This is a genomic window from Streptomyces tanashiensis (assembly GCF_014648895.1).
Lineage (GTDB): Bacteria > Actinomycetota > Actinomycetes > Streptomycetales > Streptomycetaceae > Streptomyces > Streptomyces tanashiensis.
The window spans coordinates 1,063,971-1,079,097 of record NZ_BMRZ01000002.1; the positions used below are offsets into that span (position 1 = coordinate 1,063,971).

Below are 15,127 nucleotides of genomic sequence, written 5' to 3' on the forward strand. Positions count from 1 at the left end.
GGCCGGGGCGAGGTCATCGGGGTGCGAGGAGGGTCGCCAGCGCCTCGGCGGTGGCCGGATGCCGGGCGAGGAGTGCCGCTCCCGTCCCCGCCGACGACTCCGCCTCGGTCCATCCCTCCGTACGGCCCAGGAGCTCCGCGAGGGCGTCGCAGGTCGCCGGGTGGGCGGCGAGGAGCGCCGCTCCGTGTGCGGCGCCGGCGGCGGGAAGGGCGCGCGGGGCGGCCGGCTGTCCGTGCCACGGCGGGACCCAGGCGTCCAGGGCCGCGAGCCGGGCCGGGAAGATCCGTCCCGCCTCGCGGATGAGCAGCGGGGCGAGTTCCGCCGCGTTCGACCGGAGGGTCGTGATGAGGACCGGAAGCCACGGCAGCAGTACGGCGTCCGGCAGACGTCCGAAGGCGTTCGACACCGCTTCCACCACCACGTCCGCGAGAGCGGGCACCGGCTCCAGGGCGTGGACGAAACCGCTGAGGTAGCGCGGGTAGGAGGGTACGACCAGGGGGTTGGCGAGGAGCTCGTCGCAGCGTGCCCGCAGCTCGCCGCGGGAGAGCGTGCCCAGCTGGACCCGCGCGGCCCACAGCAGGGCCGTCTTCGCCGGGTCGTTCGGGTGGGCCTGGGCGACCGCCAGTTCCAGCTGTGTCCTGTCGCAGCCCAGGGAGAGCGCCAGGCTCTCCATGCCGAACAGGAAGCCGAGCATGGCCGCCACCTGCCCGACCGTCGCGTCCTCGTCGCGGAACGCCGTCGGCAACAGCGTGCAGTAGTGCGCGTACCCGGTTCTGACGAAGGACTCGATCCACGGCGGCAGCACCGGCTCGCTGGTGCGGTAGTACGCGAGGAGTCCGCGGACCCGGCGCAGGACCTCCGGCGCCCCGTCGACCGTGCGCTCCCCCGCCAGGACGTCGAGGGCGCGGGTGCCGAGCTCCTCGGCGAGGCGCCGGCCGCCCAGGTACAGCGTGGCGTCCTCGACGGCCGCGAGGACCTCGGCGGTCGTCGCCCGGGGGCCGTACGCGGTGCGGCGCAGACGCTGCTCCAGGACCTGTTCGAGGCTCACTCCCTCGTAGCCGAGCTCGATGAGCGCCCGTTGGTGGGTGCCGAGGGCGAGGTCCCAGGACTCCTGGATCGACCGCTCGCCGAGGCGTCGCTCCCCCATGACGGGGCGTGCGGCTCCGTGCGGCAGCAGGCGGCGCAGCATCCACAGGACGTCCGAGCAGGCCCGCAGCTCCGGTCGGGAGGTCATGTCGAGCAGGGCCCGGCGCACGCCGCGCTGTTGGAGGTTCAGCTCCAGGGGTGCCAGTCGGTCGTGGACGTCGCGGGCCAGCGGCGGCAGCGCTTCGTAGCCGACCTGTCCGATCCGGTCGCCGCCCATCATGATCTCGACGAGGCGGCGCACGTCCCGGCGCCCGGGCACACGGTCCTTCTCGATGCAGGTGACCGCGGCGTCCTGGAAGTCGTACGGCGTGGGCTTGGCCCGGTCCCGCATCCCCGCGAGCAGGATCGATGTCTCGAAGACGGCGATCGCGTCGGCGGTGGAGGCCAGGTAGCCGTTGCGGCGGGCGGCGCGGACGATGTCCACGGACCAGCCGAGCAGTTCGGTCTCGTCCAGGGTGTCGAGGACGGGCGGCTTCTGGAGGAAGCCGGAGAGCCGGTCCTCGGCCGGTGCGCCGGCGGCGGGAAGGACGGTCGGCGGGAGCGCCTTCTTCGCGGTCCGCTCCGTGCCGGCCTGCCCGGCCAGGCGGTACGGCTTCACCCGGGTGCGCTTGAGGTTCTTCGTCCACTGCGTCGCCGCGATCGACACGGACCCCGAGGCGAGGCCGAACTGGGCCTCGATGGCCGCGTTGCTGGAGGGGATCAGGCCGTACTGCCAGGTCGTGGCCGTGCGGGGAGTGATCTCGAAACCGTCGCCGCCGTGCACGCCGAACTCGTCGACGCGGCTGGCCGCGTGGAAGGCGCCGCAGACGTACAGGCAGTCGGCGGGGTCGGTGCCGGTCGCGGCCAGGTGCTCGCGCATCCGGGTCCACATGTAGCGCTCGCGGTCCTCGTCGACGCGGACGCGGTCCCCGTCGCCCGGGGCGAGCCGGCGGAACAGGCTGCCGATGAGGAACATGACCTGGCGGTAGGTGTCGTGGTCGCTGTCGCCGAGCGGCACCTCGACGTACTGGTGCCACCACTCGGACCAGTGCCGCACCCTGCCGTGGCGCAGCAGGTGCTCCTCCAGTTCGGCGAAGCGCGGCCGCAGGTCGCCGATCTCGACGCCGACGGCCTCGCCGTGGAGTGCGGTCTCGGCCTCGGTGCCGGTCGCCGTGCCGCTCCCGGCCCCGGTCCCGTCCTCGCGGGCCGGGTCGTCGGTCCGCTCGTGCCGGGCGTCCCACTGGAAGACGTGGTCGGAGGAGCGGTCGACGAGGACCAGTTCCACGCCGGGGGTGTCGAGGGCGTACGCGATGGCCTGGTACTCGGCGGAGGCTTCCGTGATCGGGGCGACGACCGACAGCGGCGCCCAGTCGGGCGGGAAGCCGTCGATGTCGCTCGCGAACGCCTGCACCGCGACCGGCAGCCGGCAGTTCCGCAGCTCGGTGAGGAGCGGCGTCATGTCCTCGCACAGCTCCAGGTACACGACCTTGGGCTGCTTCTCGCGCAGCCGGCGGGCCATGGCGAGGGCGGAGGCGGGCGAGTGGTGGCAGACGGGGAAGATCTCCAGCGGTTCCGCCACGGCGCGGTCGACGTCGTCGACGAGGCCGAGGAGGATGCCCTCCAGGGCGTCCTCACCCCCGGCGAACTCCGTCGCCGCATCGTGGAGTTGACCGCGCAGCGCGGTGAAGGGGGTCCCGGTCACGACAGCTTCGCGATCGCTTCGCGGCCGCCTTCGAGGAACTCGGGCCACGAGCCGCCCTCCTCCTTGCCGCGCGGCTCGACGACGCCGTGCAGGTACTTGTTGAGGATGGCCAGGTCCTCCGGCTCGCGCCGGGCGAGCGTGCCGACCAGCGAGGCGGCGAGGGCGCGGGCGGTCAGGGTGCGCTCGCCGAAGAAGTTGCTGTGCAGGATCGAGTCCTCCAGGACGCCGATCTGCTCGGCGGTCGAGAGGGCGGACTCCAGCTTCTCGTCGTCGCTGCCGGCCGCGGCGGCGGAGGCCCGCAGGTCGGCGAAGCTCTGGAGGAGGACGTCGAGGAGGGTGGGCGGCACGTCGAGTTCGATGGCGTGCCGGCGCAGCAGTTCCTCGGTGCGGAAGCGGACGATCTCGGCCTCGCTCTTCTTGTTCGTCACGACCGGGATGCGGACGAAGTTGAAGCGGCGCTTGAGCGCGGAGGAGAGGTCGTTGACGCCCCGGTCGCGGCTGTTGGCGGTGGCGATGACCGAGAAGCCGGGCTTGGCGAAGACGATGTTCTCGCCGTCGGCGCCATCGAGTTCGGGGACCGAGATGTACTTCTCGGAGAGGATCGAGATGAGTGCGTCCTGGACGTCGCTGGTGGAGCGGGTCAGCTCCTCGAAGCGGCCGATGGTGCCGGTCTCCATCGCGGTCATGATCGGCGAGGGGATCATCGACGCGCGGGACTGGCCCTTGGCGATGACCATCGAGACGTTCCAGGAGTACTTGATGTGGTCCTCGGTGGTGCCGGCCGTGCCCTGGACCACCTGGGTGGAGTTGCGGCTGATCGCGGCCGAGAGGAGTTCGGCGAGCCAGCTCTTGCCGGTGCCGGGGTCTCCGATGAGGAGAAGGCCGCGGTCGGAGGCGAGGGTGACGATGGAGCGCTCGACGAAGCTGCGGTCGCCGAACCACTTCTGGGACACGTCCCGGTCCAGGCCGTCGGCGCGCTCGGAGCCGAGGATGAAGAGGCGGACCATCTTCGGGGACAGGCGCCAGGAGAAGGGCTTGGGGTGGTCGTCGATCGACTCCAGCCAGTCGAGTTCCTCGGCGTACTTGATCTCGGCGGGAGCGCGGAGCAGGTCGGACATGCGAGGGGCCTTTCGGTCTCAGGTGAGGAAGGTCTTGAGTTCGTGCACGAGCTTGTCGATGTGGCCGGAGATCACGGGGGTGCCGAGCGCCTTGAACCGCTCCCGGAACCAGGGGTTGACCTCCTGGCGTCCGGAGCTGGTCACCGAGCCCACGGGGATGAACCGCACCCCGGAGCGGTGGACCTCCTCGATGCCCTCGAACAGCGGCTGTGAGCGGTCGAACTCGTAGAAGTCGGAGATCCAGACCATGACGGTGTTCTTCGGTTCGGCGATCTTCGGCCTGGCCATGGCCATGGCCACCGGCCCGTCGTTGCCGCCGCCGAGGTTGGTGCGCAGGAGCACGTCGAACGGGTCGTGCACCCAGGGCGTGAGGTCGATCGCACGGGTGTCGTACGCGATGAGGTGGACGTCCACCTTGGGCAGCCCGGCGAAGATCGAGGCGAGGATGGTGCAGTTGACCATCGAGTCGACCATGGAGCCGGACTGGTCCACGACGACGACGAGCCGCTGGGGCGTGGTCCTGCGGACGGTGTGCCGGTAGTAGAGGCGGTCGACGTAGAGCCGCTCCTCCTCGGGGCTCCAGTTGGTGAGGTTCTTCCAGATGGTGCGGTCGAGGTCCAGGTTCCGGAAGACCCGCTTGGGCGGGACCGAGCGGTCGAGCTCTCCGGCGGTGGCCTTCTCGACCTGGGTACGGAGGACTTGGGCGACCTCCTCGACGTACCGCCTGATCAGCGCCTTGGCGTTGGCCAGTGCCACGCCGGACAGGTTGCCCTTGTCGCGCAGCAGCTGTTCGATCAGGGACATGCTGGGGGTGAGCCGGGCGGCCAGCGCGGGATCGGCCAGCACTTCCCGCAGGTGCATGCGCTGGACGAGGTCGGCCTCGATGGCGCCGAGTTCGGGTCCGAGGCCGCCGCCGTCGAGGGCCGCCGCCCGCGCGCCGCGCAGCCCGCCGGGCGGGGAGCCCAGGGCGCGCTCCAGTCGGCCGGCGTCGGACTGCCAGCGGGCGAGCTGTCCGGCGGAGACGGTGCCGGAGCCGGTGGAGAAGACGTTGAGCAGCAGCTTCGAGGCGAGCGCGGCGCGCCGCACCTCGGCGGCCCGGTCACGGGCGCCGTCCGGCTCGGGCCGCGGGGCCATCAGGCCGTCCAACTCGTCGGCCAGCTCCGGGTGGCGCTGGACGACGGAGTCCACGGAGGCGCCCGGGTCGAGGAGCGCGGACGGCAGGCCGATGTCCTCGACGACGGCGAGGCTCGCCGATTCCAGGGCCGCCTGCTCCTCGGGGTCGAAGAGCCGGGCGAGGAGCCGCCAGTAGAGGACCTGGCGGCGGTTGTCGTGGGGATCGGGTCCGGCCGGCGCCGACGACACGGGGCCGGTCGTGGGCCCGGTCTCGTGCGCGGGCTCGGGCGTCGGCGCGGACTCGGGCGTCGGCGCGGACTCGGGGGTCAGCGCGGACTCGGGGGTCAGCGCGGACTCGGGCGTCGGCGCGGACTCGGGCGTCGGCGCGGACTCGGGCGGGAGCGCGGGCTCGGGCGGGAGCGCGGGCTCGGGCGGGAGGGTCGTGTCGGTCATGAGCGCAGCAGCTTTCCGGCACGCTCGCGCAGGACGGCGACCGCGTCGGTGGCCGCCTTCTCCGCACGGACCCCGGCCTTGTCGGTGGTGCCGCCCGCCCAGGCGCCCGCGTGGACGGCGACGGTCTTCTTCCGGACGGTCGTCTCGACGGCGAGCGGCTGGAGGAGGAACTCTCCGGCGTCCCAGCGGAGCAGACCCAGGCACGCGCCCGAGGCGGCGATCGCCTCCGGGGTGAGCGGACCGGCGGCGGGCACGCGGTCGGTGTCGACGGCGAGTCGGTGGCCCGCGACCGCGAACGTCAGCGGGCCGTCGTCCTCGCGCTCGGCCGCGTACCCCTCCAGGAGGACGGGCACGGCGAGCCGGGCCGGGTGGCGGTCCAGCGGCGCGGTGACCGGGTCGCCGGCGGCGGCGAGGGCGACCCGGGCCGTGGCGAAGGGCTCGGCGGGCTCCCCCGCGCGGGCGCGCGCGTCGTCCCAGACGAGGTCGCCCTCGGCGGTGACGGGCATGGCGTCGAGCTCCATGGCGCGGCCCTCGCTCACGGCCGCGAGGAGCGACATGCGGGGCCGGAGCAGCTGCCAGAGCCCGGCGCCGACGACGGTGTCCGGCTTGGGCGCGGACACCGCGGCCCGGACCAGGCGCGGTGGCGTGCCGTCGGCCGGCTCGAACACCGCGTGGACCTGGGCCTGTACGGCGGTCGCGTGCTCCTGCACGTCGACGCCGAGCGGCAGCAGGCGACCGGTCGCGGTGGACCCGGCGGGTGTGCGGGCGGCTCCGGGCAGGGTCAGCAGCAGGGCGCGTGACCACAGGTCGGCCCAGCGGCGCACCGGGACCCTCTCCAGGGTGGCTCCCGGGCAGGAGGCGGCGAGTTCGGCCGAGAAGCCGTCGAGCAGCGTCGCCTGGCGGCGGAGCCGGGGCTCGGGCAGCATCGCGGAGACGACCGGCGCGGCGCCGCCGACGAGCTCGTGGTCGATGCCTCGCCAGCCCGCGCGGGCGAGGTCGCACAGCCAGGCGCGGGCGGCGGAAAGCACGTTCGCGACGGGCTCCTCGCCGTCGACGGGCTGCGCGGGCTCCTCGGCCGCCGGACGGCCGGTGGCTTCCCGCACGCGTGCCGTCAGGGCGTCGTGGACGGAGCCCAGGAGCGCGGTGCGGCCGGCGGCGAGTGCGACGAAGTGGTCCTCGCCGGCGGCGCCCGCCGCGGCCTTGTCGGCGGCCTCGGCGACGAGGGCGGCGAGCGGCGTTCCGCCGAGGGCGGCCGCGAGCGCGGCGAGCCCGTCGGTCTGCGCGGGCTGCGGCCGGAGCAGGCCGGTGACGAGGGCGTCGTCGAAGGCGTCCACGGCGGCCAGTGCCTCGTCGAGTCCGTCGATGGGGTCGCCGAGCAGATCGGTGCGCATCAGGCGGCCGCCCTCGTCGGCGGGAACCACTGCATCTCGGGCAGCGGCCCGGTGGCCGGCTCCCGTTCGAGGTAGGCGAGGTGCCTCAGGAGCCGGCTGAAGACGGGGGCGGCGGCCGAGGTGTCGCCCTGCGCGGGGCGCGTGGCGGCCATCGCCGCGACGAGCGCGTGGGCGTCGGGCTCCGTGTCGGAGGTGTCGGCCTTCAGATAGCGGGCGACGCGCTGCGCGCCGTACTGCAGGAAGGCCTCGGTGACGAGCGCGCGGATGTGGTTGCAGAAGGAGCCCCGCGCGCCGCCGCAGGGGCGGTTGTTGTTGGTGCTGCACGCGAACGCGTACGTCCCGGCGGCGATCGAGGACACGTATACGCGCCCGGTGTCGGATCCGCTGGACACCACGCCCTGCAGACGTCCGTCGGCCAGCTCGACGAACGGCACCTTGGCAAGCTTCCTCGGCCGCGCGGGCGGTACCACCCGCGCCGCGCTCGACCTCTCCCAGACCGGCAACGCACTTCTCCCATGCACGTCAAAGGGGTTGTTCACGCCGGAGCGGCGGAACATCGACAACGTATCCCCGCCCACTGACAACGCCTCCGGACGCCGTCGGGCGAGGGCCTCCGGCCTCGAACCCCGACGCGAGGCGGTCGTCGGGCGCCTCACGCACGCCAGGTTAAAAAACAAGCCAAGATCGGTCCGCGCCGAAACGGCGGAAAACCCCCGGGTCAGGGGCACCGGATGCCCTGTGTAGTTGCGTCGTCACAGGTCACACGGCTCCTCCGCGTCGTCGATCAACTCCCGCGCGGATGAACGGCGATGGATCAACCTTCAAAGGTTCAGCACAAGTTGCGCACATCCCTCTTCAGGAGGCCTTCGATGCTCTAGATTGACCTTGCTTCACAAGCCCGGACACCAGGCGACAAATGATGATCTAACGCTCCGGTGCCATGGACGGTCGGCAGTCATGTCCTGGCACCTGACGTGGGGTTGTCGGGTTCCTGGTGGATGTGTTTCAAGCAGCGCTGCAGTTGCCGGTACGTCATTCGCGGGGAGGCGAGGGCCTCCCGGAGCGAGGAACAGCGCGGCGCGGGAGGCGGGGGCCTCCCGAGGGGAGGAACAGCGCGGGAGGCGGGGGCCTCCCGGGGGGAGGAATCGTGTGGAGCCAACACGTCGAGCCCACTGGCGCCCTGGGGGGGTCCGTGCAGCAGGGGGAATTGATCAACCCGTTTCCATCGACGCACGGGCGTCTGGAGAACGGGGCGATCGGCCGGAACACGATCGACTGGGAGCAGCGGTACCGCCGAGCCGTGATCGCCGGCGACACCGCGGCCACCGCCGTCGTCGTGGCGGCGATCGGCGGCTTCTTCGGGGCCCGGGACGCGGCCAACTGGCATGAGAAATGGGGCATTCTCGCCTTCGGCACCGAACTGCTGGTGCTGGCGACGCTCGCGGTGAGCCGGGCCTGGGCGCCGGCCGTGCTCGGCCAGGGCGCCGAGGAGTTCCGCCGGCTCGGCCGCTCCATGTTCACGGCGGCCGTGGTCCTGGCGCTCGGCGGGATCGCCTTCACCTCGCACAACATCAAGCTCTGGATCTTCGTCGCGATCCCCGCCATCGGGCTCGTCACGATGACGACGCGGTATCTGCTGCGCGTCTGGCTGCACAAGCAGCGGAACGAAGGACGGTGTCTGCGACCGGTGCTCGCCGCCGGGGACGTGGCCACCGTGCGCGACCTGATCACCCGGACGCGCAAGTTCCCGCACCTCGGCTGGCGCGTGGAGGCGGTCTGCACGGCGGACGGCCTCGGGCTCGACGGCGACCAGATCGACGGCGTACCGGTCGTCGGCCCGCTGACGGACGTCGCCAACCACGTCCGCCGCGACGGCTACCGCGTCGTCGCGGTCACACCGGACGCGCACTGGTCGCCGGACCGGCTGCAGCGACTGGCCTGGAACCTGGAGGGCAGCGACGCCGAGATGGTCGTGGCCCCCGTGCTGATGGAGGTGGCGGGCCCCCGGCTGCACATCGACGCGGTGCTCGGGATCCCGCTGCTGCGGGTCAGCATGCCGACCTTCACCGGGGGCCGGCGGGCGGTCAAGGAGGTCGTCGACCGGATGGGCGCGGCGGTCCTGCTGCTGCTGTTCGCGCCGCTGATGGTGGTCGTCGGGCTGCTCGTCCTGCTGGACAGCCGGGGTGGGGCGGTCTACCGCCAGCGCAGGGTCGGCAAGGACGGCCGCGAGTTCACCATCCTCAAGTTCCGCACGATGGTGGCCGACGCCGACCGGGCCCGCGCCGAGCTGGCCCACCGCAACGAGGGCGCCGGCCTGCTGTTCAAGCTCCGCCGGGATCCGCGGGTGACCCGGGTGGGGGCGGTGCTGCGGCGCTACTCGATCGACGAGCTCCCGCAGCTGTTCAACGTACTCACCGGATCGATGTCGCTGGTCGGCCCGCGGCCCCCACTGCCGGAGGAGTCCGCCGCGTACGGCCCGGACATCCGGCGCCGGCTGCTGGTCAAACCCGGGCTCACGGGCCTGTGGCAGATCAGCGGACGCAGCGACCTGTCGTGGGAGGAGGCGGTCCGGCTGGACCTCCGGTACGTGGAGGACTGGTCGCTCGCCCTGGACACGGTGATCTTGTGGAAGACGCTGCGCGCGGTGCTGTACGGGCAGGGGGCCTACTGAATGCACGGGGATCGTCGTCCGGCCGGCAGGACGGCAGGCCGTAAGGGCCTGCCCAGGGGGAGGAACGGATCATGAGAGTCAGCGTTTTCGGCCTGGGCTACGTGGGCTGCGTGTCGGCCGCGTGCCTGGCCAGCATGGGGCACGAGGTCATCGGCGTCGACGTGAACCAGGTGAAGGTCGACCTGGTCAACGACGGCAAGGCTCCGGTGGTCGAGGAGCGCATCGGGGAGCTCATCGCCGAGGTCGTGCGGACCGGGGCCCTGCGCGCCACCCGCGACGTCCGCGAGGCGATCGAGGACAGCGACGTGTCGCTGATCTGCGTGGGTACGCCGTCCGAGCCCAACGGCAGCCTGTGCACCACGTACCTGGAGCGGGTCACCGAGGAGATCGGCGCCGCGGTGGCCGAGCGGGGCGGGCGGCAGACCGTCGTGTTCCGCAGCACCATGCTCCCGGGCACCTGCCTGAACCTGCTGGTGCCGATCCTGGAGAAGTACGTCGGCGGCACGGCCGGGGTGGACATCGGGGTCGCGGTGAACCCGGAGTTCCTGCGCGAGGGAACGAGCGTGCGGGACTTCTTCGACCCGCCCAAGACCGTCATCGGCGAGCTCGACGAGGCCAGCGGCGACGTCGTCGCGGCGCTGTACGAAGGACTGCCCGGCGAGGTCTTCCGGGTGCCGATCCCGACGGCCGAGGCCATCAAGTACGCCGACAACGCGTTCCACGGCCTGAAGATCGGCTTCGCGAACGAGCTGGGCGCGGTCTGCCAGGCGCTCGGGGTGGACTCGCATCAGGTGATCGACGTGTTCCTGGCCGACCGCAAGCTGAACATCAGCCCCGCATATCTGCGGCCCGGCTTCGCCTTCGGCGGCTCCTGCCTGCCCAAGGACCTGCGCAGCCTGGTCCACGCGGCTCAGCGGGCCGACGTCTCGGTCCCCATCCTCTCCCACGTGCTTCCCTCCAACTCCGAGCACCTGCGGCGCGCGGTGGAGCTGGTCGAGCGCACCGGCAAGCGCCGGGTGGGCCTGTTCGGACTGTCCTTCAAGCCCGGTACCGACGACCTCCGCGAGAGCCCGCTCGTCGAACTGGCGGAGAGGCTCTTCGGCAAGGGGTACGAGTTGAAGATCTACGACCCCAACGTGAACCTCTCCCGGCTGCTCGGCGCGAACCGCGAGTACATCGAGACCCGGCTGCCGCACCTCGCGCAGCTGCTCGCGGACTCCGTCGACGAGGTGCTCGACCACGCCGAGGTGTGCCTGGTCGGGACCAGGGATCCGGCCGTCCTCGAGGCGCTTCCCCACGGCGGCAGCCCGGTGATCGTCGACCTCATCCATCTTCCCGACGCCGACGCGCGCCGGACCGAACCGGGGTACATGGGCCTTGCTTGGTGACACGACCAGGAGCGACGGGCCGGCCCGTCGCGCACTGATCCTGGTGGAGAACCTGTCGGTGCCGTTCGACCGACGGGTGTGGCAGGAATGCACGACGCTGCGCGACGCGGGCTGGGAGGTGCACGTCATCTGCCCCCGCGGTGAGAAGCGGGACACGGAGCCGGAGGCGGTGATCGACGGGGTGCGGATCCACCGCTACCCCTTGCGCGCGGCCACCGGAGGTCCGGCCGGCTATCTGCGGGAGTACGGATCGGCGCTGTGGCACACGATCCGGCTGGCCCGCAGGGTCGGCCCGGTCGACGTGGTCCACGCCTGCAATCCGCCGGACCTGCTGTTCCTGCCGGCCCTGTGGCTGAAGCGGCAGGGGGCGCGGTTCGTCTTCGACCAGCACGACCTGGTGCCCGAGCTGTACCTCTCCCGGTTCGACCGCGGGGAGGACCTGCTCTACCGCGGCGTGTGCGCGCTGGAACGGATGACGTACCGGGCCGCGGACATCGTGCTGGCCACGAACGAGAGCTACCGGGACGTCGCGCTGCGCCGTGGGGGCAAGCGGCCGGAGGACGTCTTCGTGGTGCGCAGCGCCCCCGACATCGACCGCTTCCACCCGGTGCCGCCCGAGCCGGAGCTGAAGCGCGGCAAGCCCCATCTGCTCTGCTACCTGGGCGTCATGGGCCCGCAGGACGGCGTCGACTACGCCCTGCGCGCCCTCGCCAAACTGCGCGACGAGCTCGGGCGTACGGACTGGCACGCGGTGTTCGTCGGCGCCGGCGACGCCTTCGACGCGATGGTCGAGCTGTCCCGGCGGCTCGGGCTCTCCGAGCAGGTGCAGTTCACCGGGCGGATTCCGGACGCCGACCTGGTGCGCTACCTGTCCACCGCGGACGTGTGCCTCTCCCCCGACCCGTGCAATCCGCTCAACGACGTGTCGACCATGAACAAGGTCCTGGAGTACATGGTCATGGGCCGGCCGATCGTCTCGTTCGACCTCAGGGAGGCACGGGTCTCCGCCGGCGACGCCGCCGTCTACGCGTCCGCCGACGACGAGGCCGAGTTCGCCGGGCTCATCGCGCGACTCCTCGACGATCCGGAGGAGCGGGCCCGGATGGGCAAGATCGGCCAGGAGCGGATCAGCGGGCAGCTCTCCTGGCGGCACTCCCAGCAGTCCCTGCTGGCCGCGTACACCGCGGCCGCCGGTGACCGCACTCCCGTGTCGGTGAACCGCCCGGTCAGGTCAGGGAGAAGGCCGCGTCGTTGAGCGATGACACGATACGCCTGGTGACGATCGGGCGGATTCTCCGTCGGCGCCGACGGCTCCTCACCATCCTGACCCTGGTGGGTGCGCTCGTCGGCTACGGCACCTCGCTGCTTCTTCCGCCGCGCTACACGACCTCGGCATCGGTCCTGCTGCCGGGGGCGTGGGGCGAGCGCGAGCTGCTGACCCAGACCGAGATCGCGACGAGTTCGGTGGTCGTCGACCGCGCGGCCGCCGCACTCGGCTGGACCGGCGTCGACGGCAGCGAGCTGCGGGAACAGGTGACCGCCAAGGCCGCCGACGGGAACATCATCAAGATCGCGGGAACGGCCGAGACCCCGGAGCGCGCACAGCAGCTCTCCGACCAGGTGGCCCAGCAGTTCGTCGCGTTCGTGGACCAGATCGAGGGCGACAACGCCGATCCCGAAGGGACGGCGAAGCCCGAGGCGCTGCGACAGCTGGTGGTGCAGACCAGCCGCCGCATCGCCGAACTGGCCGACGGGGCCGGTTCGGGGCAGTCCGTGGAGAGCGTGCAGACCCGCACCGAGCTCGCCAAGCTGCGCACCGCGCTGCAGGAGGCCGTGGACAAGCTGGAGCAGGCCGACCCCGCCACCGCGAAGGCCAACATGGTCGTCATGGGGCCCTCGGTCCGGCCGACCGGCGAGGCGCCGCCCACGAGGACGCAGCTCATCGCCGGCGGGGCGCTGCTGTCCTTCCTGCTCACGGTCGTCGGGCATCTCGCCGCCGCGCGGATGAGCCGCCGGCTGCGCACCGCTCCGGAGATCGCGGCGGCGCTGGGCGCGGCGCTCCTCGGCACCGTCGACGTACCCGACGAACCGGCCGGACGCCGGGCGGAAGGCCGTGGCCCGCGGGCCCTGACGCGCCGTCTGCTCGGCCTCGACGTCCGGTGGGACGTGCCGACCCCGCGGAACTCCGGCGACGAGGCCGGCCGGCAGATCCGCTATCGGCGGGTGTACGCCCGGCTCCAGGACCTGCTGCCGGTCCCCCGGCGGCTGCTGGTCGTCGTCCCCGACGGCGACGAGACCGCCCTCCGGGCCGCCGGGCAGCTCGTCGCCGAGGCCGAGAGCGACGCTTCCGCGGACGCTTCGGGCGGGGGGTACCCCGTGCTGCGGGTCGTGGCGGTCTCGGTGTCCCGGCCGATGGTGCCGGACCGCGACGAGGAGGCAGGTGCCGTGGTCGTGCTCAGCGCGAGCAGCTGGACCGCGGGGGAGCTCGCCGGCGTCGCCGACGCGTGTGCCGACGCCCGGCACGCGATCGTCGGCGTCGTTCTCGCCGACACGGTCCGGTCCCGTCCGTCGCGTGACGCCGGGCGTCATCGGGACGCCACCACACCGGCGCTCGCGGTCGGCGCCGACACGACGGGAGGTGCGGGATGACGACGAGTACGACCTCGGAGCCGCCGGCCGCCGCTCCGCTGCTCGACCTGCAGGTGCTGGTCGTGGCGGTGCGGAGGCGGCGCCGTCTCTGGGGCTCCCTGGCGCTGCTGGGGCTGCTCGCCGGAGCGGCGCTGGCGATCCTGCTGCCGCCGCCCCCGACCGCGGTGACCAAGATCCTGGTCGCCCATCAGGAGGACCAGCCGAACGACCCCGGGACGCTGATCCGCACCGATGTCGCGCTGCTGCAGACCACCCGGATCGCCGGCAACGCCCTGCGGGCCCTCAAGTCCTCCGAGGAACCGGTGGACTTCATGAAGGACTACGAGGGTGTCGGCCTGACCAACAACGTGCTGCAGATCACCGCGACCGGCGACAGCGACGCCGAGGCGGTGGCCCGTGCCCAGGCGCTGGCCGACGCCTTCATCGCCGACCACGTGCGGCGGATAAGAGAGGCCGCGAACTCCGACTCCAAGGCCCTGGTCGACCAGCGTGACCGGCTGCGGGAGGAACTCACCCAGGTCAACAAGGCGATCGGCACCGAGGAGCCGCAGAGCGGACCGAAGACGTCGGCGACCATGGAGTCGCTCTTCGCCCGCCGCGCCGAACTCACCTCGCGGATCGCCGACTTCGACCAGCGCGCCACCGAGGCGCGGATCGGCACGCCCCATCTGATCGCCGGCACCCAGATCGTGGACGTCCCGCGTCCGGTGCGGCACTCCCTGCCGAAGACGGCCGCCACCGACGCGGGGATCGGGCTCGCCCTGGGCCTCGCGCTGGGCCTCGCGGTGGCCGCGGTCGGCTCGGTGGTGGCGGACCGTCCCGTGCTGCGCCGGGAGATCGCGGCGAACCTCGGCGCCTCGGTCATCGCGGAGCTGCCCCGGCGGTCGACCGGTCCGTGGCGGCGGCGCCGGATCCGGGCGGCACGCGAACGGCTCACCGCGTCCCTGGCCCGCTCCGCTCGCGAGTCGGCGGAGCCGCTGTCGCTGCTGGAACTGGGCTCCGCGCCCAGCACGAGCGCGATCGCCCTGGACCTCGCCAGGGCTCTGGGGGCGGACGGGCCGGTGGCCGTCGTCGACGGTCTGCCCGGCACGCACCTCGCCTCCCGCCGCCCGAAGCCGGGAGACCCGGCCGTGCTCGGCGCCGAGCGTGGCGCGGCCCTCGCGTCCCAGGAGCGGCGGATCGGGGTCGGGTCGGTGGCACCCGGCACGGCCTGGACCGACCTGCGCCACCTCGGCACGCGGACGGTGCTCGTCGTGCGCGCCGGGCACGGCAGCGCCGCGTGGCTGCACACCGTGGCGCGGCAGCTGGCCGAGCAGCACATCCCGGTGATCGGCGTGGTGCTGATCGACCCCGATCCGCGCGACCGGACCGACGGCACGCTGTGGGACGGGCACACCGCGCTGCGCGGCCGGAGCGAGCGGCCGGCCAGGCCGGGCGTGACGGGCCGGCGGCGGACCGAACGGGTACCGATGTGGGCCGCACGGGTCCCGGACAACGACCAGGAGATGCGGTAGGAC

General features: G+C 72.7%; 10 protein-coding genes. 5 read left to right on the forward strand and 5 right to left on the reverse strand.

Features of this window, described 5'->3' with window-relative positions:
• Window positions 1-13: 13 nt before the first annotated feature.
• Genes IE237_RS10235 through IE237_RS10255 form a run of 5 tightly spaced genes read right to left on the reverse strand, consistent with a single transcriptional unit; the run spans window position 14 to window position 7,405 of the window.
• On the reverse strand, window positions 14-2,827 hold the full coding sequence (locus tag IE237_RS10235; RefSeq protein WP_189801471.1) for a DUF5682 family protein: 2,814 nt from the start codon (window positions 2,825-2,827) through the stop codon (window positions 14-16).
• Entirely contained in the window at window positions 2,824-3,945 is a 1,122-nt protein-coding gene (locus tag IE237_RS10240) for an ATP-binding protein (RefSeq protein WP_189801472.1), read from the reverse strand. Before IE237_RS10240 ends, IE237_RS10235 begins: the two co-directional genes overlap by 4 nt.
• Window positions 3,946-3,963: 18 nt before the next feature.
• On the reverse strand, window positions 3,964-5,511 hold the full coding sequence (locus IE237_RS10245; RefSeq protein WP_229842508.1) for a VWA domain-containing protein: 1,548 nt from the start codon (window positions 5,509-5,511) through the stop codon (window positions 3,964-3,966).
• Window positions 5,508-6,932: a hypothetical protein gene (locus IE237_RS10250; protein ID WP_189801473.1), complete on the reverse strand. Its 1,425-nt coding sequence runs from the start codon at window positions 6,930-6,932 to the stop codon at window positions 5,508-5,510. Before IE237_RS10250 ends, IE237_RS10245 begins: the two co-directional genes overlap by 4 nt.
• The gene (locus IE237_RS10255; RefSeq protein ID WP_189801474.1) at window positions 6,902-7,405 is read right to left on the reverse strand and encodes a hypothetical protein; all 504 of its coding nucleotides are present in this window, start codon (window positions 7,403-7,405) and stop codon (window positions 6,902-6,904) included. Before IE237_RS10255 ends, IE237_RS10250 begins: the two co-directional genes overlap by 31 nt.
• Before the next feature lie 689 nt (window positions 7,406-8,094).
• Between IE237_RS10255 and IE237_RS10260 the strand changes: the two genes are divergently transcribed.
• The 5 genes from IE237_RS10260 to IE237_RS10280 all read left to right on the forward strand — a co-directional run bounded on the left by IE237_RS10260 (window position 8,095) and on the right by IE237_RS10280 (window position 15,124).
• Complete coding sequence (locus IE237_RS10260; RefSeq protein ID WP_189801475.1) at window positions 8,095-9,573, forward strand: sugar transferase; 1,479 nt, start codon at window positions 8,095-8,097, stop codon at window positions 9,571-9,573.
• Between the two features lie 71 nt (window positions 9,574-9,644).
• Complete coding sequence (locus IE237_RS10265; RefSeq protein WP_189801476.1) at window positions 9,645-10,961, forward strand: nucleotide sugar dehydrogenase; 1,317 nt, start codon at window positions 9,645-9,647, stop codon at window positions 10,959-10,961.
• Entirely contained in the window at window positions 10,951-12,216 is a 1,266-nt protein-coding gene (locus IE237_RS10270) for a glycosyltransferase family 4 protein (RefSeq protein ID WP_189801477.1), read from the forward strand. The genes IE237_RS10265 and IE237_RS10270 overlap by 11 nt, the downstream gene beginning before the upstream one ends.
• Complete coding sequence (locus tag IE237_RS10275) at window positions 12,213-13,610, forward strand: Wzz/FepE/Etk N-terminal domain-containing protein (protein WP_189801478.1); 1,398 nt, start codon at window positions 12,213-12,215, stop codon at window positions 13,608-13,610. The genes IE237_RS10270 and IE237_RS10275 overlap by 4 nt, the downstream gene beginning before the upstream one ends.
• Window positions 13,607-15,124, forward strand: coding sequence for a Wzz/FepE/Etk N-terminal domain-containing protein (locus IE237_RS10280; protein WP_189801479.1), 1,518 nt, complete (start codon window positions 13,607-13,609; stop codon window positions 15,122-15,124). The genes IE237_RS10275 and IE237_RS10280 overlap by 4 nt, the downstream gene beginning before the upstream one ends.
• Window positions 15,125-15,127: the final 3 nt, after the last annotated feature.